The organism is Rhodococcus sp. 1168, assembly GCF_002091955.1.
Taxonomy (GTDB): Bacteria; Actinomycetota; Actinomycetes; order Mycobacteriales; family Mycobacteriaceae; genus Rhodococcoides.
On sequence record NZ_MKKY01000091.1, the window covers coordinates 93,189 to 117,324 of the forward strand.

The following is a 24,136-nucleotide window of genomic DNA, read 5'->3' on the forward strand; positions in this document are numbered from 1 at the left end:
GCCTAGAGCCAGCGAGATGCGCCCTGGAAGTAAGCGCGCTGAAGAATCTTCACGACTACGGCCGCAAGAACTCCATGGCTAGGTTATGCCCCCTCGTTAGCCGGCGACGTGGGCTCAGCGTAACCGACTGGGCGCGCTGGTCTGCCCCCACGGGCCCCTCGCTCGGACAATTGTTTTGGTTTTCGCGAGGCGCTGATACTCTCAAAATCAAGCGCTTGCTCAAGTATGGAATTGCGGAGGGCAATCAGTGGAACACTTGGAAAAACAATTCGCCGAGTTCATCGGTGTGGACGCCGAGCCGCCCCGTGTGGCTCGCTACGACGTCAATGCCGCCATGATTCGCAACTGGGCCGAGGCCCACGCCGACTTCAACCCGATCTACGTCGACCCTGAGTCCGCGCGCGCAACCGGCCGCAAGGATGTCATCTGCCCGCCCGCGATGATCTCTACCTGGGTCATGTCCGGCTACCGCCGCTACCGCGAGGTGCAGCGTCTCCGCGCCGAAGGCGCGATCGAGGATTTCGCCTACTCGCGATTGCTCGCCTTGCTCGACGACGCGGGGTTCACCTCGGTGGTGGCCACCAACGTCGAGCAGGAGTACTTCGCAGAGCTGTACCCAGGCGATCACGTGACGGCCCACTTCACTATCGAATCGATCTCGCCGTTCAAAAAGACGGGCCTCGGTCATGGATGCTTCATCACTCTGCTCAAGAACTACGTCAATGACGTCGGCGACACGCTGGTAGAGGAGCGGTTCCGACTGCTCCGGTTCAACCCCAACAATCAGGAGACCCACTCATGAGCGAGAGCACCGAACAGGGTCGGCACACCTCGGTCCCCCGGTTGACCGTGACGCAGGACAACGACTTCTTCTTCACCGCGGCCAAGGAAGGTCGACTGGAGATCCAGCGTTGCGTCGACTGCCGGACGCTGCGCCACCCACCGGCGCCGGCATGCCCCACGTGTCGCTCCTTCCAGTGGGACACCGTGGAGTCGACGCGTAAATGCACGCTGCACAGCTTCACTGTGCTGCACCACCCGAAGGACCCCGCGTTCGAGTACCCACTGGCCGTCGGGTTGGTGGATCTCGAGGAGGGCACACGGCTGGTAGCCGATATCGCCGGCATCGGCCACGACGAACTCGAGTTCGGCATGGAACTCGAGGTCGCGTTCTCCGAGCACGCGCACGGGGAGATCCTTCCGCAACTGCGCCGTCGCAGCGTTGCTGGTCTCGACGATGGGGAGGCCCAATCATGAGCATGCCAAAGTGCCAGGTCGGCTACCAGCTGCCCGAGCTCGATCTTCCCCTGGACCGGACGCTGATCGTCGCGGGCGCGATGGCCTCGCAGGACTACGAGGATGTCCACCACGACCCGGCCGCGGCCCAGGGGCGCGGTACCCCCGACATCTTCATGAGCATTAACTCCACGAACGGGTTCATCGACCGGTACATCACCGACTGGTCCGGGCCCGCCTCCCGCATCAAGAAGACTTCCCTGCGCCTGGGCGTGCCGAACTTCCCCGGCGACACCATGACGTTCACCGGCGAGGTCACCGCGGTCGACGGCGGCGCAGTGACCGTCAAGGTGATCGGTAGCAACGCGCGGGGCCCACATGTGACTGCCACGGTGACCGTGGAGCCGACCCCACAAGAAGGAGAGAGCACATGACCCGCGGATTCTCAGGCGCCGCCGCGATCGCAGGTATCGGCGCGACCGAGTTCTCCAAGAACTCCGGACGCAGTGAGTGGCAGCTGGCCTGCGAGTCCGTCGTCGCCGCACTCGCGGACGCACAGATCGGAATCGAGGAGGTCGACGGATTCTCCCTTTTCACCATGGAGAACAACCCCGAGATCGCCGTCGCCCGCGCGCTCGGCATTCCTCAACTCAAGTTTTTCAGCCGCATCCCGCACGGCGGCGGTGGCGCGTGTGCGCCCGTGCAGCAGGCCGCGCTCGCGGTAGCGACCGGGGTGGCCGACGTTGTCGTCGTTTACCGTGCGATGAACGAACGGTCGGGACACCGATTCGGCCAAGGCCCGCCCGCCTTCGCGTACAACCAGAACACGGACCAGGAGTACCGCAACTGGATCAACCCCTACGGATTGCTCACCCCCGCCCAGCAGGAGGCGTTCCTGGCCAAGCTGTACATGCACAAGTACGGTGCCACCAGCGCGGACTTCGGGGCGATCTCGGTGCTCTCGCGCAAGCACGCGGCCAACAATCCAAAGGCCTGGTTCCACGAGCGGCCCATCACGATCGAGGACCATCAGAACTCGCGCCTGATCGCCGATCCGATCCGGCTGCTCGATTGCTGCCAGGAGTCCGACGGTGGCGTCGCGCTGGTCATCGTCAGCGCTGAGCGTGCGCGCAACCTGCCGCACAAGCCCGCCATCATCACCGGCGCAGCGCAGGGCGTAGGCCCGCAGCAGATCTCGATGAGCAGCTACTACCGTGACGACATCGACTCCATGCCGGAAGTCGAACTCGTCGCCCAGCAGCTCTGGAGCCAGTCCGGCATCGGCCCCGCCGAAATCGACGCCGCGATCCTCTACGACGCCTTCACTCCGATGGTGCTGCTCCAGCTCGAAGAGTATGGCTTCTGCGGCAAGGGCGAGGCGAAGGACTTCATTGCCGACGGCAACCTCGAACTTGGTGGCCGCCTGCCGATCAATACCAACGGCGGCCAGCTCGGCGAGGGCTATATCCACGGCGTCAACGGCATCGCGGAGGGCGTGCGCCTGATCCGCGGCACATCTGTGAACCAGCCCACCAAGACCTTGGACAACGTCCTGGTCACCGGCGGCTCCCCCGTGCCCCACAGCGCTCTCGTGCTCTCGGCCGACCGCTAGCACTCCCCACCTTCTTGTTTCACGATCAGCCATTGAGGAGTTTCCCATGACCGACCGCATCACTTACGCCCGCGCGACCCACGGCGAGGAAGAGATCCAGGCAGTCGTCGACGTGCTGCGCAGTGGCCACCAGGGCCTGCGTATCGGCAAGAACGTCGCCGAGATGGAGCGCCGCATCGCGGAACTCAGCGGCAAGAAGTTCGGCGTTATGGTGAACTCGGGCTCCTCAGGCCTGTATGTCGCCGTCGAACTGCTGGACCTGCCCAAGGGCAGCGAGATCATCACCTCGCCCCTGACGTTCTCCACTGATATCGCGCCCATCGTTCGCGCCGGTATGGTCCCGGTCTTCGTGGACGTGGAGCCCAACACGGTCAACATCGACGTCAGCAAGATCGAGGCGATGATCACCGAGAAGACCGGTGCCATCCTGTTGCCGAACCTCGCCGGCAACTGCCCCGACTGGGACGCGATCCGCGAGATCGCCGATCGCCACGGCCTCAAAATCGTCGAGGATTGCTGCGACGCCATCGGCCCGACGCTCCGCGGCACCCCCACCGGTGCCCGCGCCGACATCAGTGTCACCAGCTTCTCGATGGCGCACATCATCACGTGCGCAGGCACCGGCGGCATGGTTCTGGTCGACGACGAGGCAAGCCGCGACAAGGCGCTGCTCCTGCGTCGTTGGGGCCGGCGCAGCGAGCCGAACCTGTTCGGCAGCAGCAAGGATGTCGGCCGCGTCTTCCGTGAGCAACTCGACGGTGTCGACTACGACAACGACTTCATCTTCGACGCCGTCATGCCTTGGAATTTCGAGCCTTCCGAGCTAGGGGCCGCGTACGGTGTCGTGCAGCTGGACAAGCTTGCCGACAACTACAAGACCCGCAAGGCAACCTGGGCCGCCTACACCGAGGCCTACAGCGCGTTCCCGAAGTTCTTCACCACGCCCGTCGAGCTCGAAGGCCTGGACACCGCGTGGCTCTGCTATCCGGTGATGATCAACGCCGACGCACCCTTCACCCGCAGCCAGATGCAGGAAGCCATCGAGGCTGACGGCATCGACACCCGCACCGTCTGGAGCGGCAACATCACTCGACACCCGATGATGAACGACGTCGAGTTCCGTCAGCCCCCCGAGGGGTTGCCGGTGGCCGACGAGGTCTTCGCCCGCGGAATGACTTTCGGCATGAGCCACGGTCTCACCGATGAAGAGGTAGTCCGCATCGGTCAGAGCATCCACCGTTTCGCCTCGAAGTTCGAGTAAATGATGGGCACCCGATTCGAGGGACGACGCGCGGTGGTCACCGGTTCCAGCCGCGGGATCGGTGCAGGCGTTGCGGAGCGGCTTGCTGCCGAGGGTGCCGACGTGGTTCTCGTCGCGCGCACTCTCTCGCCCGGCGGGCAGCTTCCCGGCAGCCTGGAGGAAACCACCGAGCGGTTGCGCCGATACGGCGGCAGAGTCGAGATGGTCGTCGCCGACCTGACCGACCCCGAGGACCGCTCACAGGTGATCGAGAAGGCTACCGAGTTGCTCGGCGGCCCGATCGATATCCTGGTCAACAATGCGGCAGCTGCGATCTACCAGCCGCTCGTGGACTACCCGCTGCGGCGCCGCCAACTCACGTTCGAAGCGAACGTACACGCTCCGCTCGACCTGATGCAGGCTGCGATCCCCTCGATGGTCGAGGCCGGCGCGGGCTGGATCGTCAACGTCTCGAGCGCAACGGCCCGCCACCACGAGGGTCCGCCGTTCGACCTGGTTCCCCCTGGCACTTCGATGGCGGTCTACGGCGCATCCAAAGCCGCCCTGAACCGGATCACGCACGGCATGGGCGCGGAGCTCTACGGCACGGGCGTGCGGGTCAATACCGTCGAGCCGCGTGCCGCCGTTCTCAGCGAGGGCGCCACCGCGTTGGTCGGTGCCACTGTCCGTCCGGACCAGATCGAGGCCATCGAGGAGATGGTCGAGGGCATTCTCGCGCTCTGTGACTGCGCCGCCGACGTGACGGGGCAAGTGTGCGTGAGCCTGGACCTGATCGACCAGTGGAACCTGACCACCCGCGGCCTGGACGGTAAGTCGTGGAACAACCCCGGTCGGAACGTCTTGGATAACCCTCGATGGAACGTCTCCGACAAAATTGAGGAGCTGTCATGACACCGGTGATCGTCGACCTTGCCAGGACCCCGTTCGGCAAGCGCAACGGTTGGATGTCCACGATCCACTCTGCCGAGCTACTCGGATTGGCACAGCGCGGGGTGCTCGAGCGCACCGGGATCGATCCGGAGATCGTCGAGGAGGTCATCGGCGGCTGCGTTACACCCCTGGGTGAGCAGTACGGCAACATCGCCCGCACCTCATGGCTGCACGCCGGTCTACCCCCGCACACCGGCGCGACCACAATCGACGCTCAGTGCAGCACCGCGCAGCGTGCTGTGCAGCTACTGGCCGGCCAAATCGCTGCCGGGGCAACGGATGTGGGAGTCGCCTGCGGCGTAGAGCTGATGACCCGTGCGCCGCTGACCGCCAAGGTCGGCACGGGCCTGGGCACGCCGCGGCCCGAATCCTGGTCGGTCGAGTATCCCGACCAGTACACGGGCGCGGACCGCATAGCCCGCAATCGCGGGTTCACACGAGAGGATCTCGACGCGTTCGGTCTGCGCTCGCAGCAGCTCGCGAAGGCGGCATGGGACGCGGGCCGGATCGATGCGCAGATCATCCCCGTCACGGTCCCGAGTCTCGAGCCGGGGCAGAAGCCGGTCCGCGTCACCCGCGACCAGGGTCTGCGCGATTCCACCCTGGAGGGGCTGGCACGCCTGCAACCCGTCCTCGATGGTGGCTTGCATACGGCGGGCAGTTCCTCCCAGATCTCCGACGGTGCCAGCGCTGCCCTGCTGATGTCCGCCGCCCGAGCTCGCGACCTCGGTGTGAAACCCAGAGCACGGATAGTTGCCCAGTGCATCATCGGAGGGGATCTGGAGTACTTACTCGACGGCCCGATCGACGCAGGCCGCAAAGTGCTCGAGCGCAGTGGCATGACCATCGCCGACATCGACCTGTTCGAAATCAACGAGGCCTTCGCGTCGGTTCCGATGTCCTTCGCCCAGGTGCACCGCGTGAGCGAGGACCGGCTGAACGTCAACGGGGGCGCGATCGCGGTCGGTCACCCGGCCGGTGCGACTGGCATCCGGCTGCTCGCGACGGCACTCGACGAGCTCGAGCGCCGCGACGCATCCACGGCGATGGTGGCCATCTGCGCCTCCGCGTCGACAACCGCGCTCATTCTCGAGCGGATCTGAGGGGCACATCGTGGCATTAGCACTCGAAGAGGAACATCGGCACCTCGCCGACTCGGTGGCTGCGTTCTGCGTGCGCGCCGACGCCATCGCGCACGGCCGCGCGAACGCCGCCGGGTTTGCGGCCGGCGAGCGACCGGACACCTGGGATCAGTTGGTGCAGCAGCGCCTTCATGCCATCCACTTGTCCGAACAGAGCGGCGGGGACGGGGCCGGTATCACCGAGTTGGCCGTCATCGTCGAGCAGCTGGGCAAAGCCCTGTATCCGGGGCCGTTCCTGCCGACCGTGATCACGAGCGCGATTCTTGCGCGCGCCTGCGGTCCCGCGGAGGACTCGGGAATTTCGGTTGGGTTGCTCGAAGAGTTTGCGGACGGCGCGACCGGTGCGACCGCCTTCGGCTCTGGATTGACTGCTGAGCGCACCGCTGCCGGCTGGCTCGTGCACGGTGCGTCCGAGCCCATCCTGGGCCTGCCCGGTGCGACAATCGTGCTGGTCCGCGCGCTCGACTCCGACGGTTCGCCGGTGTGGTTCCGGCTGGTGTCGGGCGAGACTGCCAAAGTCACCGCCGAGGAAGGCGTCGACCTGACCCGTGCCATCGGGGTGCTCACACTCGTCGGGCACGAGGTTGCGCAAGCCGACGTGCTGGGTGACATCACTGACGCGGATGCGGAATGGTTGCGTAACACCCTGTTCGCTGCAGAGGCGAGTGGTATCGCGTCCTGGACGCTCTCTACAGCCGTCGACTACGTGAAAACCCGTGAGCAGTTCGGCCGGGCCATCGGGACTTTCCAGGCCGTCCAGCACAAGTCCGCGATGATGCTGGTGCGGGCTGAGGTGGCGTGTGCTGCGGCTTGGGATGCCGCTCGTGCACAGGAGCATGGTGCCGACCAGCGGGCGCTCGTGTCCGCGCAGGCGGTGGTCGCCACGCTTGCGGCCGGCATCGACAACTCCCTCGAATGTGTGACGCTTTTGGGTGGGGTCGGCTTCACCTGGGAGCACGATGTGCACCTGTATTGGCGTCGCGCGATCAGCCTGGCCACGCTTGCCGGTTCCGATCAGATGTGGGCCAAGCGACTCGGCGAACTCGCGATCACCACGGCCCGGGACTTCTCCTTCATCGGTGCGCACACCTTGCCCGCCCTCCGGGCAGAGGTAGCGGCGGTGCTCGACCAGCTCGACGCGCTGCCCGACGACGCTGTGCGTAGCGAGGGCTGGGCTCCGGAGCGTGGTGGCAGTCGTCGCGCTCTACTCGCGGACGCGGGTCTGGTGGCGCCTCACTACCCGAAGCCGTTCGGTCTCGGCGCGGGCCCGGAACAGCAGGCCGTCATCGCGCAGGAATTCGCGGTGCGTGGGCTGAAGCAGCCGACAACCGTGATCGGTGAGTGGGTCCTGCCCACGATCCTCGAGTACGGCAGCGCTGAGCAGCAGCAGAGGTTCGTTCACTCGACGCTGCGTGGCGAGATCGTTTGGTGCCAGTTGTTTTCCGAGCCCGGCGCGGGCTCGGACCTTGCGGGGCTGTCCACCGCGGCCCGCAAAGTCGACGGCGGCTGGATTCTCTCGGGCCAGAAGGTATGGAATTCGATGGCTCACGAGGCCGACTGGGGCGTGTGCCTGGCGCGGACGGATCCGGATGCGCCCAAGCACAAGGGTATTTCGTACTTCCTGGTCGACATGCAAAGCACCGGTGTCGATGTGCGTCCGCTTCGGCAGGCTACCGGGTTCTCCGAGTTCAACGAGGTATTCCTCGACGAGGTTTTCGTGCCCGACGAGTGCCTGGTCTCCGAACCGGGCAAGGGTTGGCGCCTCGCGGTGACAACACTCTCGAACGAGCGACTGAGCATGGGCGGAGCCCTGGACCATGGCTCGAGCAACCGCTTCCGCGATGTCTTGGCGAAGGGCGCGCACAGTTGCTCCCGTGAGGACGCCGTACGTGCCCTGGGTTACAGCACGAGCCGCGAGCTCGCGCTGTCTGCGCTCAATCTGCGCGGTGTGTTGGCTCGGCTTTCCGGTCAGAGTCCGGGGGCAGAGATCAGCGTCGCCAAGGTCTACAACGCGCTCGCCCAGCGCGAGGGTTCGCGGGACCTGCTGCGACTGCTGGGACCACAGGCTGCGGTCTTGGATCCGGACGCCGACCACGTGATCGACCACATCGGGCTTCCGGCAGTCCTATTCGGTGGCGGCACCGTGGAGATCCAGCTCAACGTGATCTCGCAGCGTGTTCTGGGGCTACCCCGCTGACTACTTCCTACTCCACAAAATTCTGAACGAACTCCGTAGAAGTTCCTGAACAGGAGATACCTACACATGTATCTGGACTTGTCCGACAACTCGAAGGCGCTGCGCGCAGAGTTGCGCGCGTACTTCGCGAACATCATCAACGAAGAGGACCGCCGCGCCCTGGTCACCCAGACCGAAGGCGGACCCACCTTCGACCGCATCCTGCGCAGAATGGGTGCCGATGGCTGGCTCGGCCTCGGCTGGCCGGAAGAGTTCGGTGGACGCGGTGAGGACCCCGAGGCCCTCTACGTCTTCTACGACGAGGTCATTCGGGCAAATGCCCCGCTCTCGCTGGTCACCCTCAACACCGTCGGCCCCGCACTGATCAAGCACGGCACCCAGGCGCAGAAGGATTTCTTTCTGCGTCCGATCCTCGCCGGCGAGCTGATCTTCGCGATCGGCTACACCGAGCCGAACGCGGGCACCGATCTCGCTGCGCTCGAGACTCGCGCTCGGGTCGAGGGCGACGAGCTGGTCATCAACGGCAACAAAATCTTCACCAGCGCCGGCGTGTTCGCCGACTGGGTGTGGTTGGCCGTGCGCACCGACCCCGACGCACCCCGACACCAAGGCATCTCCGTGGTCCTCGTGCCCACCAACTCGCCCGGATTCTCGGTCACCGAGATTCACACTGTCGGCGGCATCAGTACGTCAGCGACGTACTACGAGGACGTGCGGGTCCCGCTGGCCAATGTCGTCGGCGAGCTCAACCAGGGCTGGAAGCTGATCACCAACCAGCTCAACCACGAAAGGGTGGCCCTGGCTGCTCGCGGCGGCATCGCCAACGAGCTCTTCGCCGAGGTCCTCGATTGGGCCAAAGCCGAGCTGTGCGACGACGGCACCGTCTATGACCTGCCATGGGTCCGCGAGAAAATGGCCGAGATCTATGCCCTGCTCAGCGCTGCCGACCTGATGAACCTGCGCCTCGTCGCCGACGTCGCAGCCAACACCCTCGGCGGCGGTGACTCCGCGGCCGCGAAGGTCTTCGGTACCGAGGCCGTCGTCGCGGCCTACGGGATGCTGCAGGAGGTGCTCGGCGCCAAAGGACTGTTGCGCCCCGGCACTCCCGGCGCGGCCATCGATGGCCGCGTGGAGGCTCTGGGTCGTCGTGCGCAGAACAACACCTTCGGCGGTGGCACCAACGAGGTCATGCGCGAGATCGTCGCGGGCAAGACCCTCGGTATGACCATGTCTGCGCGTCGCCGCCCCGAAGCGGCCAAAACCACAATGGGAGCGAAGTAAAGATGGAGTTCGAGTTCAACGAAGACCTTTCCGCCGTCCGCGGCCTGGCCGAGCAGATCTTCGCTGCCCGCTCGGATGTCGAACAGCTGCGCAAGATCGAGCAGTCCGGCGGCTTCGACGCCGACCTGTGGAAAACCCTCGCCGACGCGGACCTGATCGGCATCGCGGTCCCGGAATCGGCCGGCGGCGCGGGCTTGGGCATGCTGGGGCTCGTCGCTGTTCTCGAGCAACAGGGCCGCCGCGTCGCGCAGGTGCCGCTGTGGTCGGTGGTGGCTACCGGTGCCCTGCCGATCGCCGAGTTCGGCAGCACGCAACAGGCCCAGGCCTGGCTGCCCGGGTTGCTGGACGGTTCACGCATCGTGACCGCCACCCTCGAGAACGGAAACGGCCGCCGCCTCCCCGTGCGCGCCGAGACCGACGGAGACGGTTGGCGCTTGCACGGCGAGGTTTCCTCGGTGCCTGCCGCCGAGGTGGCGGACGCGTTGCTGGTCCCTGCACGTCTGCCCGACGACAGTGTCATCGTCGTACTCGTGCGGACCGACGCTGACGGGCTGACTCGCACTGCGCTGTCGGTGACCAATTACGAGTGCACCTCGGCCGTGAGGTTCGACGGGGTGTCGGTCACGGCCGCCGATGTGCTGCCTGGCGACGGCGCCCAGATCCTGGCCTGGACGCTGCGTCGCGCGCGGGTCGCGCTGGCCGCGCTCGCCACCGGGGTGTGCTCGGAGGCGCTGGCGATGACCGCTGCGTACACCTCCGAGCGCGTGCAGTTCGGCCGCCCGCTGTCGACCAACCAGGCTGTCGCGGTGCGGGCCGCTGATACTCACCTGGACACCGAGTCCATCCGCCTCACTTCGCAGCGCGCCGCGTGGCTGATGGATATCGGCAAGGAAGACCAGGCGGAGGCTGCCGCACTCGTCGCGAAGTTCTGGGCGTCCCGCGGCGGGTTGCGTGCGGTCCACGCCACCCAGCACTTGCACGGCGGCATGGGCGCGGATGTCGACTATCCGATCCACCGCTACTTCCTGTGGGGTCGGCAGATCGCGTTCACGCTGGGCAGCGCCGGTTCGATCGGTGCCGAGCTGGGCGATGTGCTCGAGAGGGGCGCATCGATCGGATCGCCCGAGTGAGCAGGGATGAGAACCTCGCGGCCTGCGTGCTGCGCGCACCACGATGTCTCCCCCGGCCGGGGACTTCCTGTTGGTCGCGCCGGCGGGACGACAAGGTGTTGTTCCGGCCCGCACCGTGGCCGACTGCGGTCTTCGATTCGTCGCGCACGACCACTATGACGAGTATCCGGCCTATCGCGATGTGGCGCAGCGCCCCCGTCACAGCTTCCAGAAGGATAGATTCCCCCGAGAGACAGGTGTGCACTCGTGCCAACTCAGGATCACAAACCCGGCCTTGCACTGATCAGCGGTGCCAGCCGGGGTATCGGGCGAGCGATCGCGCGGCGCTTCGCCGCCGAGGGCGTCGCCGTGGCCGCCGTCTCCCGCACCATGCGCGCCGATGACGGTGCGCTGCAGGGCTCACTCGAAGAGACGGTGGAGCTGATCACCGCCGACGGCGGCAACGCGGCGGCATTCGCCGTCGACCTCGGAAACCCCGAGCTGGACCGCGCCGCCCTGATCGCGGAGATCGAGGAAAGATTCGGCCGTCGGGTGGACGCCCTGGTCAACAATGTCGCCGCTGCCCGCCGCTACGACACGCTGTTCGCCGACATGTCCCGCGAGTGGTTCCAGGACTCCGTCGAGACCAACCTGTGGAACACCTGGGACCTCATGAAGGCCGTGATCCCCGGCATGCGCGAGAGCGGCGCCGGCTGGATTGTCAACATCTCCTCGCGCCAGGCCGGCCCCCGCGTCGGGCCGCCGTTCGCCTTCCATCCGCTGGCCGGCTCCGTGCTCTACGGCGGCACCAAGGCCATGCTGGATCGCATCAGTACCGGCTCTGCCATGGAGCTCTACGACGACAGCATTGCGGTGAGCTCGCTCGCACCCAACCGCGGCGTCGCTACCGAACATGCGGCCGGTGCGGTGCCCGGCTGGCCGTCGGAGCCCGAGGACACAATGGCCGAGGCTGCGCTGTTGCTCGCCAGCTCGAACCTGGACCAGGTCACCGGCCGCGTCGCCTACAGCCTCCCGCTGCTAAAGGAATTCGGCCGACCGGTCCGGGCGCTCGACGGGACCGGCCTGCTCGAGGGATGGCAGCCGTCGGACCTCGATGAGGAGACATTTTTGCTGCCGTACCTGAACTTCGATCCCCCGGGCTCGGTTCCGGAGACTCTGCAGAATCAAGCCTAGGCCAGGACCACGGTTACACCACCTACCCGCTCCGGCCCCCGATAACCGTGACGGGCACCACAACCGTAAAGGAGAGTGCACGTTGGACACATTCGCTGAGATCGTCAGATCTCGCGCAGAGGATGACAAGATCGGACTCCGATTCGAGGACCGGTCCTGGACCTGGCGCGAGGTCGTCCAGGAAGGCGCCGACCGCGCAGCAGCCCTCGTGGGTCTCGTCTCGCCCGCCCCGGCTGACCGCCAAATCCACATCGGCGTGCTCCTGGAGAACGTGCCGGACTTCGTCTTCTGGCTCACCGCGGGGCCGCTCGCCGGCGCGGCCGTCGTCGGCATCAACGCCAGCCGCAGCGGGCCCGAACTTGCCCATGACATCAAGCATGCGGATGTCGACGTCATCATCACCGAGGACAAGCTCGCGCACCTGGTCCAGGGCTCGGACCACGGCATCGCGCCGGAGCGCATCCTCAACGTGGACCAGCCGTCCTACCTGCAGACACTGGCCCCGTACCGAGGCGCAGGCCTGCCCGAATCCATCACGACGGCGGATCAGCTGGCACTGCTCCTGTTCAGTTCAGGCTCGACCGGCGCACCCAAAGCTGTCATCGTCGGACAGGGCAGACTGGGCCGGCTGGCCGAAGTACTCGTCGACCGGGTGTCGATGCGCAGGGATTCGGTCACCTACTTGTGCATGCCGCTTTTCCACGGCAACGCCGTGATGATGAACCTCGCCGTCGCCATGCGAGTCGGCGCGACGGTGGGCATGACCAGAAAGTTCTCCGCCAGCAGGTTCGCCGACGATATCCACCGCTTCGGGGCGACCTACGTCAACTACGTCGGTCGGGCACTGTCCTATGTCCTCAGCCAACCGGAGAATCCCCGCGACCGGACGGGCACCCTCGAGCTTGCCTTCGGCACCGAGGCCTCGGAAGCTGATGTCGCACGCTTCACCGAGCGGTTCGGTTGCGAGGTCATGGAGGGCTACGGTCTCAGCGAAGGAGTGTTCCGCCTTGGTCGCACCCCCGATTCCCCGGCCTACTCTTTGGGTACCCCTCAAGGCGACCTCGACATCCGGGTGCTCGATGAGCAGACCGGGGAGGAGTGCCCGCGAGCGGAGTTCGACACGAGCGGCCGGCTCACCAATCCCGGGGCGGTAGGCCAGATGGTCGCCGTTGGCCTTGCTCATACGTTCGAGGGCTATTACAAAAACCCCGAGGCAATGAGCGACCGCGTCCGAGGCGAGGATTTCTGGTCCGGCGACCTGGGCTACCGAGACGCGGCGGGGTACTTCTACTTCGCCGGACGGTCCTCGGATTGGCTACGGGTCGATAGCGAGAACTTCTCCGCAGCACCAGTGGAGCGAGTTCTCCAGCGCGTCCCCGGCGTTGCTGCGGCACCCGTATTCGCGGTGCCCGACCCCAGCACGGGCGATCAAGTGATGTGCGCAGTGGAGATGGCCGCGGGCGAGCATTTCGATGCCGCGGACTTCGGAGCGTTTCTCGCTGAGCAGCCGGAGATGGGTGCCAAGTGGTGGCCCACCTATGTGCGGGTGATCGACCAGATCCCGTTGACCGGCAGCGGCAAGGTCAACAAGGCACCGCTTCGTAGTGCCGCGTGGAACACCCCCGACCCCGTCTATATCCGGGTCGGCAAGACCAGCTCCTACGGCAAACTCGATGACGTTCAGCGGGCAGCGATCGAGGCCGATTTCCTCAGCCACGGCCGCGCCGGACTCTTGCCTGCCCACCTACCCGAAGCCGCACCAGCAACGAACTGACACAGTCCTGGTTCAGAGGGTTCATTGTCGGACCACTCCGGCCTCGACAAGCGAACCCGACAAACAGCACTGGGCGCCCAGTGGCCTCGAATCGTTGAAAATCCAAGGAGACTGATGAAGGTTCTAATTATCGGTGGTACCGGCATGATCGGCACCGCCACCGCCACACACCTGCGCGAGCAGGGCGACGACGTGACAGTGGCCGCCCGCACTGAGCCGGCGCCGGGCACGGTCGCCAACGAGTTCCCCGTCCTGCTCGGCGACTACAGCGAGGGAGGCTTCAACACCTCGGACCTGGCCCCGTTCGAGGGAATCGTCTTCGCCGCGGGCAACGACATCCGGCACATCCCCGCCGACGCCGACCGGGCCGAGTTCTGGGAGAAGATGCAGATCGGTGGCGTGCCGCGGTTCGCCGCGCTGGCCAAGGAGGCGGGCGTCCCGAACTTCGTCCAAATCGGAAGCTACTACCACCAGGTCCTGCCGAAGCTAGTCGAGACCGACGACTACGTCCGCGCCCGCGCGCTGGCCGATGAGCGCGCTCGAGCCCTCGGCGACGACCAGTTCACCGTCTCCACCCTCAACGCGCCCAACATCCTCGGCGTCACCCCAGGCCCCTCGATGGCCCGCATCGGCCGATTCCTCGACTGGGCTGACGGCAACAAGCCCGAGATCCCGAACTTCACCCCCTCGGGCGGCACCAACTACATGTCGGTGCGCTCGCTCGCCGAGGCGGTCGGGGGTGCGCTGCGCAACGCCGAGACCGGCACCGCGTACTTGTTGGGCGACGCGAACCTCGCCTTCCGCGAGTACTTTCAGATGATTTTCGACGCAGCGGGCAGCACCATCACGCTCGTCGCGCGCGACGAGAAGCACCCAATGCTGCCCGACGCGTTCATCGTGCAGGGCCGCGGCAACGTCATCTCCTACCAGACCGACCCCGCGCAGACGGCCGCGCTCGGCTACACCCAGGGCGACGCGCCCCGCGCGATCGCAGAAATGGTCGCCCAGACCCGCGCCGGCCTGGCATGACCGATACCGACGCGCTGCTCGGGCCGCTACTCATCGGCAAGTCGGCCATCGTCACCGGCGGGGCACAAGGAATCGGGGCTGCAATCAGCCGGCTGTTCGCCGCGCACGGGGCTGCGGTGGTGGTCGTCGACAACGATGTGGCGGCCGCCGCATTGGCCCGCGAGGTGCCGGCCATCACGGCCGTCATCGCAGACGCCACCGACCCGGCCGTGGCGCTCGATCTCGCTGCGCATCAGCCGGACATCCTGGTCAACAACGTCGGCCACTTCCTGCGGCCCCCGACCACCTTCGTCGAGGCCGACCCCAGCGAGTGGGTCCAGCTCGGCGAGATCAATCTCGGCCACGCCATGCGCGCTACGCACGCGGTGCTGCCGGGCATGATCGAGCGTGAACGAGGTGGGTCCATCATCAACCTGACCACAGTCGAAGCCCACCGCGGCATCCCCGGCCACACCGTGTACGCCACCTACAAGGCAGCGCTGCGGCACTTCACCCGCAGCCTCGCGTTGGAGGTAGGCCCTCATGGCATCCGGGTCAACAACATTGCACCCGACCTGATCGAAACCCCGCAGGTGCCCTACACGAGTTTGGTCGCCGAAGAGGATCGGCACCGCTGGCCCCGGTGGGCCCCTCTGGGCGGCCCGGGTACCCCGCACGATGTAGCGGGGCCGGCGCTGTTTCTGGCCTCGGAGATGTCCCGGTACGTCACCGGCACCACCCTGCACGTCGACGGAGGCAGCGATGCCGCTGGTGGCTGGTTCGCGCGGCCGAACGGGACATGGACCAATCGACCCCTAAATCCCTGAATCCCTGAACCGCTGAACCGCTGAACCCCGGAGGCCAATTCAGCCACCGAGAAACTCGCGTTGGCGGCGATGAACTTCTGCTGCACGACAGGTGGTGCCATGAGCGCGACCATGTCGCCGTAGACGATGAAGACTTGGCCGTTGACCTTGTCCGCGGCCGGGGCGGCGAGGAACGAGACACACGTCGCGACTCGCTCGGGGGCCATGATGTCCAGACCACCTCGCTCGGCGCCCTCGCCGAAGACTGCTGCCGTCATCTCGGTGCGAGCGCGCGGGCATATCGCGTTCGCCGTCACCCCGTAGCGCGATAACCCACGGGCGGTCGACAGCGTCAGCGCAACGATGCAGGCCTTGGCCGCAGCGTAGTTGGCTTGGCCGGCCCCGCCCAAGAGGAACGCCTCCGACGCCGTGTTGATCACACGGCCGTACACCGGTCCGCCGATCGCCTTCGAGGCTGATCGCCAGTGCACAGCCGCGGCACGGGAAACCGACGCATGTCCCTTCAAATGAACGGCGATCACGTCGTCCCACTGCTCCTCGGTCATGTTGAACAGCATCGAGTCGCGTGTGATGCCAGCATTGTTGACAACAATGTCCAGGCTGCCGAAGTTTGTTACCGCGGCCTCGACGAGTCGCTCTCCGAGTGACCAATCACTGACGTCGCCGAGCACAGCGACGGCCCGACCGCCCGATGCCTCGATCTCGCGCGCTACTGCTTCACCCGCTGGGCCGACGTCATTGACCACCACGCCTGCGCCCAGTGCTGCCAGGCCCAACGCCTCGGCCCGGCCCAGACCCGCCCCCGCCCCGGTAACGATGGCAGAGCGGCCCGAAAGATCGATGTTCTGCATGCTTTGTCCTATTGCTGGTTGTGGACCATTGGTCGCGTAGCCACTGACTGCGGTGGCCGTCGGAAGTGTCGAAGATGAGCTGTGTTCGATCGTCGCCACTCTTACTGGAGTGGCCGGTCATCGATCCGTGTGAGTGCCTGAATGCAGATGCTCTTCGTAGATTGCGTTTAGCCCTCGGCAACGCATTCTCCTTGGTAATGTAAATCGGTAAGCGGGTCAATCAAGCGCTTGCTCAACTTAACTCAGTGATGTACTGCCCCAAACAAGCTGGAGGAGCACGATGCTATTTCCTGGCAAACGACGATTTGGCACCATTGCCATCGCCACGATGGCCAGCGGCCTGTTACTCGTAGGCTGCACGAGTAACGGCGACAACGATGGCTCTGGTTCGACCGACACCCAGTCCAAGCCCGGGTCCATCGGCGTCGTTGGCGACCAAGGCAAGGGCGGCGATCCGGTTGAGGGCGGCACGCTGAGCTTCGCCGGCTACTCACCGGTCTCCACGCTCGATCCCGCCAAGACCCAGCCTGCGGGTTCCACGGGCGGCACCGAGATGGCAGCGGTCTACGACCTACTCGTCCGCTACGACGCAACCACCGAAGGCTTCGAGCCGCAGTTGGCGAAATCACTCGACGCGAACGACGATGCGACGGTCTGGACCCTGAAGCTCCGTGACGACGTCAAGTTCAGCGACGGCACCCCGCTCGACGCAGAAGCCGTAGTCGCGAGCACCAATCGCTTCAACACCAATCGCGGCGGCAACAGCCAGGCGTTCACCGCCGGCGTGAAGTCCGTCGAGGCCACCGACGCCTCCACCGTGACCTACACGATGAACCAGCCGTGGACCGAGTTCCCCTCCATGCTCGCCTTCGGCCACGGCATGGTCGTCGCCCCCAGCTCGGATCAGCCAGACGGCACGTTCAAGCCGATCGGTGCCGGCGCCTACACGATGGAGAGCCTCACCCCCGGTGCCGACCTGGTGCTTCAAGCCCGCGAGGACTACTGGAACGGCAAACCGCACTTGGACACCCTCAAGTTCGTAGCCATCAAGGATGATCAACCCAAGATCGACGCCCTCAACAGCGGGGGGATCCAGATGGCGTTCCTCATCAACGACGCCGCCGTGAACACTGCCAAGGCCACCCTGCCCGGGTACCTCGAGACCGTCAGCCTCGGCAACTCCGTTGTGCAGATCAACCAGCGCGAGGGCCGTCCCGGTGCCGACGTACGGGTGCGCAAAGCGATGCAAATGACCATCGACCCCACCGTCGTCGACACGCGCGCCAAGAACGGTGAGGGCATGCCCGGCACCGAGATGTTCCAGTCCTGGTCCAAGTGGCACTACGACATTGCCCCTGTGCCGCTCGATACCGACAAGGCGAAAGCACTCGTCGACGAGGCCAAGGCAGACGGCTTCGACGGGAAGATCACGTACTTCACGACCCAGACGCAGTCCGGACAGGCCACCGCTCTTGCCATCCAGGCGATGTTGCAGCCTGTCGGTATCGAGGTGAGCATCGAATACGGAGCATCGGTCACCGATGTCGTCAAGCGCCTTTACGTCGACAAAGACTTCGATATTGCCACCGGCTCGTACAGCATCGCTGACCCAGCCCCATTCACGCGTCTGTACAGCGCTTTGAACAGCACGTCGAGCAACAACATCATCGGAGTCAACGACCCGACGATGGACAAAATCCTCAGTGATGTCCAGACAGCGAAGGACGACGATGCGAAGCGCGCAGCGTTGGCCGAACTGCAGACGGAGGTCAATTCCACGGCCCCGTTCCTGCCACTTGCGGCGGGTGTCAGTTTCGTGCCATGGACCGACAACGTCTACGGTGTGGTCCCGTCACTCGACGCCATCATGTTGCTCGATCAGGCCTGGATCGAGTAGGGGCACCAGGGACTGCCCTTCGGTCGATTGAGTCGGGTGGACCCGGGGCAGTCCCGTTGGCACCTGTGGACTAGTCGGCTAGGTGTATAGGCCGCTGCCGCGCTGTCCGCGCACCATATTTGCCAAGTGAACCCCCTTGCTCTCGAAAGAGCTTGGGGGTTCACTCGATAAATAAGGTGTTCGCTTACCCCGGCGATAAACTCCGACCGCAGATTGGTCAGCGCCATCCGAACTGCCCCGGCGGTCATATCCAGGGCGCGGCCCGTGTACGGGCCGTCATTCCCACACGTCGTGCAAGTCCGACGTGGGATCGACATGCCACGCAGATTGGCTTCGAACGTTGGGGACGTCCTGTGCCCGGGCCTCCACGTTCTGGTGCCGTTTCGTCGACAACCACATGGTGTCGAAATGTCCCAGAACTCACATACCTCGGAGCTTGTCGAGGTCGCGTCTCTCGCGTTTGGTGGGCCGGCCTGCACCGCGGTCTCGCCGCGGCTGCGAGGCGAGAACTTCCTTTGGCGGTGGCGGTGGGCTGCGATCGATCATGCATTCGGCCACGACACCGGCACCGACACGTTTGGCGATTGCTCGCGTGACCACGACAATCTTCTCCGCACCGTCGACGCGCAGGCGGATCTCGTCGTCAGGACCGATACGTTGCCCGGCCTTGGCCGGGGTGCCGTTGACGCGGACATGACCGGATCGGCAGGCTGCCGCAGCAGCCGACCGCGTCTTGAACAGCCGGACAGCCCAGACCCAGCTGTCGACCCGCACACTCTGTGTTTCGACCATCGACAACACAACCTACATGTCGAGCCCGAGGTCGAGAACCGTCACCGAATGCGTGAGACCCCCGACCGCAAGGAAATCGACACCGGTCTTCGCGTAGTCGTGCGCCACATCCAAGGTGAGTCCACCCGAGGACTCGAGCTTGGTGTGTGGTGAGAGTTTCACACGTCGCTGGACCGCCATCTGGGTCTGCCACAGCGCGAAGTTGTCGAGCAGAACCAATTCGACGCCCTCGGCGAGTACTGCGTCCAACTGCTCGAGGCTGTCGACCTCGACTTCGCAGTCGATATCGGGCGCGGCAGCGCGAACCGCCCGCAAAGCGGCGACGATCGAGCCCGCAGCGGCCACATGGTTGTCCTTGATCAGCGCAGCGTCACCGAGGCCCATCCGGTGGTTCACTCCTCCCCCGGCGCGGACGGCGTATTTCTGCAGGGCACGAAGACCGGGCAAGGTCTTGCGGCTGTCGCGGATCTTCGCGTCACTGTCGGCGACCTCGGCAACCCATGCCGCGGTGGTGGTTGCGATGCCGGACAGATGGCACATCAAATTGAGCATCGTCCGTTCCGCTGTCAACAGGGAACGCGTCGGCGCTGTCAGGCTCAGAACCGACTGTCCGGCTTCGACTTCGGTTCCGTCTGCAACTCGATCGACGAGCTGGTATGCCCCTTCACCGATGACCTCGTCCAGGACGAGCAGCCCTACGTCGATCCCGGCCACAGTCCCGGCCTGTCGGGCAACTACGGATGCCGACGCGATGGCGTTGGCGGGGACCGTTGCGATGGTGGTCACGTCCGGCCCGTAGCGCAGGTCCTCGTCGAGGGCGGTTCGGATGAGTGCACGCACCTCGTGTGGGTCGAGTCCCTGTTCGGTCAGTGCACTCACTGTCAACTCACTCCTGTCATGGCCGGTGGCCGTATCTTGTTGGAAGACAACACGAATTCGAGTGAACCGTCCTCGGCCTGTCGAATTCGCGTGCTGTGCCGCAGTGCGTCCGAAGGTGCTGGATGGTCTCTACGGGTATGGCACCCACGACTTTCGGGTCGCGCAGCTGCCGCCTTCACCACTGCCGATGCGGTCATCGTCAGTGCTGCATCCTCGATCGAGGCGACTGCATCGGGCGAGCGTGTGGTGTCCGGCCACGCCAGGTCCACAGCCGAGCCCAGCATCGACGCCGTGTGGTCCAGGCCGCTTTCGTCGCGGACCACTCCCACGTGCTCGGTCATCAGAACTTGTAGTTCTCGCCGCGGCACTGTGCGCATCGACGGCAGGGTGGGTTCGGCATCGACGCGGGGGCTGCCTTGTCGTTCCAGGGCTGCAATTCCAGCACGTCTCCCGACGACCAGTCCTTCGAGAAGACTGTTCGACGCCAATCGGTTTGCGCCGTGCAGGCCTGTTCGTGCCACCTCGCCGGCAGCGAGAAGACCTGGGACAGTGGTGCGACCCCATACATCGGTGACGATGCCACCGCAGGAGTAGTGCGCCGCGGGGGCGACAGGAATCAGGTGCTCGGCGGGATCGATTCCGGCTGCAAGGCACGAGGCGGTGACGGTAGGAAACCGTCTGGAAAACCCGGGGATCGCGCGTGCGTCGAGCAAGACATGGTCGGTCCCGGTGATACGCAGTCGTTCGGCGATAGCTCGCGACACCACATCGCGTGGAGCCAGGTCCCCGAGCGGATGGACACCGTCCATGAACCGGATCCCGTCGAGATCGACAAGGTGCCCGCCCTCGCCGCGTACAGCTTCACTGACCAATGGTCGTCGCCCCTCCGAACCTGGAGCGAACAGCACCGTCGGGTGGAACTGTACGAATTCCAGATCCGACACTTCCGCACCAGCATTGAGCGCGAGCGCAATACCGTCGGCAGTCGAGCCCGGCGGGTTGGTACTGCACGAGTACAACTGGCCCACACCACCAGTGGCCACCAGTACGGCAGGGCAATGGATCACGCCCATTCCCTCGGCAGAGGATGCGAGCAGTCCGCTGACCTCGCCTCGCGCAGTGAGCACGGACACGGCAGCGGTGCCGAACAAAACAGCTTGCCCCGAGACATCAAGTGCCCGTTGCACTTCAGCGCCGGTCGCATCGCCTCCCGCATGAATGATCCGACTTCTCGAGTGTCCGCCTTCGAGTGTCCGCGCCACCGCGCCGTCGGCGCCTCGGTCGAAGACCGCACCCAATGCTTCCAACGCCGCGACTGCTTCGGGACCCCCGGAGACGATGGAACGAACCGAAGGCTCGTCGCACAAGCCTGCTCCGGCCACGCAAGTGTCGGCAACGTGATCGTCGATGGAATCACCGGAGGCGCCCGAGCCAGGGACTGCGATCCCGCCCTGGGCGTACTGCGTTGCCGTGTCCGCCGAACCGCCCTTGCTCACGGTGATGACCCGCAGTCCCCGCTGGCCGGCCGCTATTGCTGCACTGAGGCCCGCGACGCCACCGCCGATCACCACGAGATCTGCCGAAGCCTCCCACGTGATCGATACCGGTGTCGTCCTCCCCCCGAAGGACAGTGTCACTCGCCGCCGCCGGGGTTACCGATCTCGATCATCCGTTGCACCGACTTACTCGCGATGCGTGCGGTCTCGGGATCCACATGCACTTCGTCTTTGCCTTCGACGAGGCAGCGCAGCAATGCAGCCGGGGTGATCATCTTCATGTAACCGCACGATGCTCGATCGTTGACTGCCTGAAAGTCGACGTCCGGCGCTGCGCGCCGCAGTTGATGCAGCATACCGATCTCGGTTGCAACGAGTACCTGCTTGGCGCTGGTGGTGCGTGCGGCGTCGAGCATCCCACCGGTGGAAAGAATCTTGACCTTGTCCGGCGTGACGAAACCTTCGCCTGCCAAGTAGAGAGCCGATGTGGCACAACCGCATTCGGGGTGGACGTACAATTCGGCATCGGGATGCATTCGAGACTTCTCGGCGAGTTCGTCACCGTTGATGCCGGCATGGACATGGCATTCACCTGCCCAGATGTGGAGATTCTCTCGACCGGTGATCCGCTTGACATGCGCACCGAGGAACTGGTCCGGCAAGAACAGAACTTCGCGGCTCGGGTCGATCGACTCGACGACCTCGACGGCATTGGAGGAGGTGCAGCAGATATCGGTCAGTGCTTTGATCTCTGCGGTCGTGTTGACGTAGGACACGACTACGGCGTTCGGGTAGTCGGACTTCCACTCGCGCAGTTGCTCGGCGGTGATGGAATCCGCAAGCGAGCAGCCGGCACGCTGATCCGGAATGAGGACGGTCTTGTTCGGGCTCAGAATTTTGGCAGTCTCTGCCATGAAGTGCACACCGCAGAAGACGATCTCATCTTCCGGAACTTCCGCGGCCAGACGCGAAAGTGCCAGCGAATCTCCGACGTGATCGGCGATGTCCTGGATGGCAGGAACCTGGTAGTTGTGAGCCAGAATGGTGGCTCCCCGCAGGCGCGCAAGCCGTTTGATCTCAGCCGCCCACTCCTGCGTCGGCTCCACGCCGCCGTATCCTCCCGGTCCGTCGACGATGTCGGACACTCCAGCCCAGCTCGACTCCAGCTGCATGGAGCCGCTCATTGTCGACGCACTGACCGTCGCAGCAGTGGCCGTGGAACCACTGGTCTCGTAGCCGGTTGCACTGCTCGCCATGGCGGAACTCCTTCGCCGATCATCCGGCCCGAAAGGTCCGGATTTCCTATGATGGGGTTTTCGACTTATGATCGAAAACATGATTCATCGTAGCACCGTCCATGAAGTACTCATCGCGGTGTTCCAGGTTCGGACCTTCACCGCAGGCCAGAGCCCCGAACTCGGAGTCCTGCTCTGGCAGCGTGCACTCGAGCCGGAGTTGGGCTCGTGGTCGCTGCCCGGCGGTGTCCTCGAATCCGACGAGGACCTCCCCTCCTCCGCACGTCGCCAGCTCGCCGAGAAGGTCGACGTCCGAAAAGTCGCCCACCTCGAACAACTGTCCATCTTCAGCGACCCCGATCGGGTGCCCGGAGACCGACGGATCGCCTCGACGTTCCTGGGCCTGGTCCCGATCTCCACGGACCCGAAACTGCCGGAAGACACCGAGTGGCATCCGGTCGCGCGGCTTCCCGAGATGTCCTTCGACCACCGGACCGTCGTTCGCCACGCACGAACCCGATTGGTAGCGAAACTCTCCTATACCAACATCGCATTCGCGCTTGCGCCAGTCGAATTCGCCATGTCCACGTTGCGTGAGATATACGCCGCTGCTCTCGACTACCAGGTGGATGCGACGAATCTGCAGCGCGTGCTCGGGCGTCGAAAAGTCCTGGAGGCGACGGGCAAGACCTCGCCGTCGGGCAAGGCAGGTGGTCGTCCACCCGCCCTCTACCGGTTCGCCGACGCTTCCTTGCGCGTCACCGACGAGTTCGCCGCTTTACGCCCGCCCAGTTAGGTCAGAAGGTTCGTCGTTCCATAGTGGACCCGGGACCCTGTCCTCGGCGACAGAATTCGCTCTGGGCTCCGGCTCCTCGTCGTCCAGCGTGAATCGAAGATTGTCGTGCGGGTTCATGGCGGCAAGGAGTAGTACGACGAACGAGGTCGCCAGAGCCTGCACGATCAGCACGAGCGGGGATTCCACGCCCACAGCCCGCGCTACGACGGATCCGACGGCGGGATCGTCCGGTCGGGTATGCAGGATTCCGGAGATCCACACCCCGAGGCCGAGCGTCGTTGCCGACCCCAGGAAGGAACCGAGCACCAACCCCAGGGCCATTACCGGGCCGCGGCGCTCGGTCCACGTCCAGAATCCGACCGGGAGAAGTACACCTGCGACGAGGGTGATGCACAAGAAGATGGCGACCGAATCGAATCGGTGCAGGCTCTCGCCGGTCAACGGCGCACCCCGTCCGGGTGCGAGAACGACGAGATGTTCCGCCGGGGCCAGAAGTGCCCAGCACGCGCCTGCGAGAACGCCGACCCCGACAGCAACGGCGACGGTTATTGCCAAGATCCGGAACCGAGGTATCGGTGCCGCGTCCCCGTCGAAGGTGGCGCGGTCCGATTCCATCGTC

At 65.2% G+C, this 24,136-nt stretch carries 21 protein-coding genes and 1 pseudogene; 16 read left to right on the forward strand and 6 right to left on the reverse strand.

Annotated features, from left to right (window positions below):
- Nucleotides 1-247 precede the first annotated feature (247 nt).
- The 14 genes and pseudogenes from BJI47_RS21220 to BJI47_RS21285 all read left to right on the forward strand — a co-directional run.
- Entirely contained in the window at nucleotides 248-802 is a 555-nt protein-coding gene (locus tag BJI47_RS21220; protein WP_088945580.1) for a MaoC family dehydratase N-terminal domain-containing protein, read from the forward strand.
- Entirely contained in the window at nucleotides 799-1,257 is a 459-nt protein-coding gene (locus BJI47_RS21225; RefSeq protein ID WP_088945581.1) for a Zn-ribbon domain-containing OB-fold protein, read from the forward strand. The genes BJI47_RS21220 and BJI47_RS21225 overlap by 4 nt, the downstream gene beginning before the upstream one ends.
- Nucleotides 1,254-1,670, forward strand: a complete 417-nt coding sequence (locus BJI47_RS21230) for a MaoC/PaaZ C-terminal domain-containing protein (RefSeq protein WP_088945582.1) — start codon at nucleotides 1,254-1,256, stop codon at nucleotides 1,668-1,670. The genes BJI47_RS21225 and BJI47_RS21230 overlap by 4 nt, the downstream gene beginning before the upstream one ends.
- Nucleotides 1,667-2,848 (forward strand): lipid-transfer protein, encoded by a 1,182-nt coding sequence (locus tag BJI47_RS21235; protein ID WP_088945583.1) that lies wholly within the window; start codon nucleotides 1,667-1,669, stop codon nucleotides 2,846-2,848. Before BJI47_RS21230 ends, BJI47_RS21235 begins: the two co-directional genes overlap by 4 nt.
- 46 nt (nucleotides 2,849-2,894) lie before the next feature.
- Nucleotides 2,895-4,109, forward strand: a complete 1,215-nt coding sequence (locus BJI47_RS21240) for a DegT/DnrJ/EryC1/StrS aminotransferase family protein (RefSeq protein WP_088945584.1) — start codon at nucleotides 2,895-2,897, stop codon at nucleotides 4,107-4,109.
- The gene (locus BJI47_RS21245) at nucleotides 4,110-5,000 is read left to right on the forward strand and encodes an SDR family NAD(P)-dependent oxidoreductase (RefSeq protein ID WP_368655913.1); all 891 of its coding nucleotides are present in this window, start codon (nucleotides 4,110-4,112) and stop codon (nucleotides 4,998-5,000) included.
- Nucleotides 4,997-6,142 carry a steroid 3-ketoacyl-CoA thiolase gene (locus BJI47_RS21250; RefSeq protein WP_088945585.1) on the forward strand — a complete coding sequence of 382 codons (1,146 nt, stop codon included), beginning with the start codon at nucleotides 4,997-4,999 and terminating at the stop codon, nucleotides 6,140-6,142. Before BJI47_RS21245 ends, BJI47_RS21250 begins: the two co-directional genes overlap by 4 nt.
- A gap of 10 nt (nucleotides 6,143-6,152) precedes the next feature.
- Nucleotides 6,153-8,378 (forward strand): acyl-CoA dehydrogenase, encoded by a 2,226-nt coding sequence (locus tag BJI47_RS21255; RefSeq protein WP_088945586.1) that lies wholly within the window; start codon nucleotides 6,153-6,155, stop codon nucleotides 8,376-8,378.
- A gap of 66 nt (nucleotides 8,379-8,444) precedes the next feature.
- Nucleotides 8,445-9,659: an acyl-CoA dehydrogenase family protein gene (locus BJI47_RS21260; RefSeq protein ID WP_088945587.1), complete on the forward strand. Its 1,215-nt coding sequence runs from the start codon at nucleotides 8,445-8,447 to the stop codon at nucleotides 9,657-9,659.
- Between the two features lie 2 nt (nucleotides 9,660-9,661).
- On the forward strand, nucleotides 9,662-10,789 hold the full coding sequence (locus tag BJI47_RS21265) for an acyl-CoA dehydrogenase family protein (protein ID WP_088945588.1): 1,128 nt from the start codon (nucleotides 9,662-9,664) through the stop codon (nucleotides 10,787-10,789).
- Nucleotides 10,790-11,035: 246 nt separating this feature from the next.
- Nucleotides 11,036-11,962: an SDR family NAD(P)-dependent oxidoreductase gene (locus tag BJI47_RS21270; RefSeq protein ID WP_088945589.1), complete on the forward strand. Its 927-nt coding sequence runs from the start codon at nucleotides 11,036-11,038 to the stop codon at nucleotides 11,960-11,962.
- 82 nt (nucleotides 11,963-12,044) lie between these two features.
- Nucleotides 12,045-13,736 (forward strand): AMP-binding protein, encoded by a 1,692-nt coding sequence (locus tag BJI47_RS21275; protein WP_088945590.1) that lies wholly within the window; start codon nucleotides 12,045-12,047, stop codon nucleotides 13,734-13,736.
- A gap of 114 nt (nucleotides 13,737-13,850) precedes the next feature.
- Nucleotides 13,851-14,765, forward strand: coding sequence for an NAD(P)-dependent oxidoreductase (locus BJI47_RS21280; protein ID WP_088945591.1), 915 nt, complete (start codon nucleotides 13,851-13,853; stop codon nucleotides 14,763-14,765).
- A pseudogene (locus tag BJI47_RS21285) lies at nucleotides 14,762-15,442 on the forward strand (SDR family NAD(P)-dependent oxidoreductase); the annotation flags it as partial. The gene BJI47_RS21280 and the pseudogene BJI47_RS21285, both read left to right, overlap by 4 nt.
- Here the strand turns inward: BJI47_RS21285 and BJI47_RS21290 are convergent.
- A complete protein-coding gene (locus BJI47_RS21290; protein WP_368655914.1) occupies nucleotides 15,343-16,422 on the reverse strand; it encodes an SDR family NAD(P)-dependent oxidoreductase in 1,080 nt (359 codons plus the stop codon). The pseudogene BJI47_RS21285 and the gene BJI47_RS21290 sit on opposite strands and share 100 nt — an antisense overlap.
- Nucleotides 16,423-16,750: 328 nt before the next feature.
- Here BJI47_RS21290 and BJI47_RS21295 point away from each other — a divergent pair, with 328 nt between their 5' ends.
- Entirely contained in the window at nucleotides 16,751-18,319 is a 1,569-nt protein-coding gene (locus BJI47_RS21295; protein ID WP_254900729.1) for an ABC transporter substrate-binding protein, read from the forward strand.
- A gap of 420 nt (nucleotides 18,320-18,739) precedes the next feature.
- Here BJI47_RS21295 and BJI47_RS21300 read toward each other — a convergent pair whose 3' ends face one another.
- The 4 genes from BJI47_RS21300 to nadA are packed head-to-tail and all read right to left on the reverse strand — an operon-like array spanning nucleotide 18,740 to nucleotide 22,658.
- Complete coding sequence (locus BJI47_RS21300) at nucleotides 18,740-19,111, reverse strand: RNA-binding S4 domain-containing protein (RefSeq protein ID WP_084346750.1); 372 nt, start codon at nucleotides 19,109-19,111, stop codon at nucleotides 18,740-18,742.
- Nucleotides 19,112-19,123: 12 nt separating this feature from the next.
- On the reverse strand, nucleotides 19,124-19,990 hold the full coding sequence (nadC, locus tag BJI47_RS21305; RefSeq protein WP_088945594.1) for a carboxylating nicotinate-nucleotide diphosphorylase: 867 nt from the start codon (nucleotides 19,988-19,990) through the stop codon (nucleotides 19,124-19,126).
- Nucleotides 19,991-19,992: 2 nt separating this feature from the next.
- Nucleotides 19,993-21,627, reverse strand: a complete 1,635-nt coding sequence (locus tag BJI47_RS21310) for an L-aspartate oxidase (RefSeq protein WP_254900730.1) — start codon at nucleotides 21,625-21,627, stop codon at nucleotides 19,993-19,995.
- The gene (gene nadA / locus BJI47_RS21315; RefSeq protein WP_088945877.1) at nucleotides 21,624-22,658 is read right to left on the reverse strand and encodes a quinolinate synthase NadA; all 1,035 of its coding nucleotides are present in this window, start codon (nucleotides 22,656-22,658) and stop codon (nucleotides 21,624-21,626) included. The genes BJI47_RS21310 and nadA overlap by 4 nt, the downstream gene beginning before the upstream one ends.
- A 163-nt stretch (nucleotides 22,659-22,821) precedes the next feature.
- Between nadA and BJI47_RS21320 the strand changes: the two genes are divergently transcribed.
- Nucleotides 22,822-23,517, forward strand: a complete 696-nt coding sequence (locus BJI47_RS21320) for an NUDIX domain-containing protein (RefSeq protein WP_088945878.1) — start codon at nucleotides 22,822-22,824, stop codon at nucleotides 23,515-23,517.
- On the opposite strand, the gene BJI47_RS21325 is transcribed toward BJI47_RS21320, so the two are convergent.
- Entirely contained in the window at nucleotides 23,500-24,132 is a 633-nt protein-coding gene (locus BJI47_RS21325; protein ID WP_088945879.1) for a DUF2567 domain-containing protein, read from the reverse strand. The genes BJI47_RS21320 and BJI47_RS21325 overlap by 18 nt on opposite strands.
- Nucleotides 24,133-24,136 lie beyond the last annotated feature (4 nt).

What these genes read in the sequence shown, in the direction of transcription:
- BJI47_RS21225 (WP_088945581.1), top strand. Translation starts at nt 799, where the DNA reads ATGAGCGAGAGCACCGAACAGGGTCGGCACACCTCGGTCCCCCGGTTG.
- BJI47_RS21230 (WP_088945582.1), top strand. Translation starts at nt 1,254, where the DNA reads ATGAGCATGCCAAAGTGCCAGGTCGGCTACCAGCTGCCCGAGCTCGAT.
- BJI47_RS21235 (WP_088945583.1), top strand. Translation starts at nt 1,667, where the DNA reads ATGACCCGCGGATTCTCAGGCGCCGCCGCGATCGCAGGTATCGGCGCG.
- BJI47_RS21240 (WP_088945584.1), top strand. Translation starts at nt 2,895, where the DNA reads ATGACCGACCGCATCACTTACGCCCGCGCGACCCACGGCGAGGAAGAG.
- BJI47_RS21245 (WP_368655913.1), top strand. Translation starts at nt 4,110, where the DNA reads ATGATGGGCACCCGATTCGAGGGACGACGCGCGGTGGTCACCGGTTCC.
- BJI47_RS21250 (WP_088945585.1), top strand. Translation starts at nt 4,997, where the DNA reads ATGACACCGGTGATCGTCGACCTTGCCAGGACCCCGTTCGGCAAGCGC.
- BJI47_RS21260 (WP_088945587.1), top strand. Translation starts at nt 8,445, where the DNA reads ATGTATCTGGACTTGTCCGACAACTCGAAGGCGCTGCGCGCAGAGTTG.
- BJI47_RS21265 (WP_088945588.1), top strand. Translation starts at nt 9,662, where the DNA reads ATGGAGTTCGAGTTCAACGAAGACCTTTCCGCCGTCCGCGGCCTGGCC.
- BJI47_RS21280 (WP_088945591.1), top strand. Translation starts at nt 13,851, where the DNA reads ATGAAGGTTCTAATTATCGGTGGTACCGGCATGATCGGCACCGCCACC.
- BJI47_RS21290 (WP_368655914.1), bottom strand. Translation starts at nt 16,422, where the DNA reads ATGCAGAACATCGATCTTTCGGGCCGCTCTGCCATCGTTACCGGGGCG.
- BJI47_RS21295 (WP_254900729.1), top strand. Translation starts at nt 16,751, where the DNA reads ATGGCCAGCGGCCTGTTACTCGTAGGCTGCACGAGTAACGGCGACAAC.
- BJI47_RS21300 (WP_084346750.1), bottom strand. Translation starts at nt 19,111, where the DNA reads ATGGTCGAAACACAGAGTGTGCGGGTCGACAGCTGGGTCTGGGCTGTC.
- nadA (WP_088945877.1), bottom strand. Translation starts at nt 22,658, where the DNA reads ATGCAGCTGGAGTCGAGCTGGGCTGGAGTGTCCGACATCGTCGACGGA.
- BJI47_RS21320 (WP_088945878.1), top strand. Translation starts at nt 22,822, where the DNA reads ATGATTCATCGTAGCACCGTCCATGAAGTACTCATCGCGGTGTTCCAG.
- BJI47_RS21325 (WP_088945879.1), bottom strand. Translation starts at nt 24,132, where the DNA reads ATGGAATCGGACCGCGCCACCTTCGACGGGGACGCGGCACCGATACCT.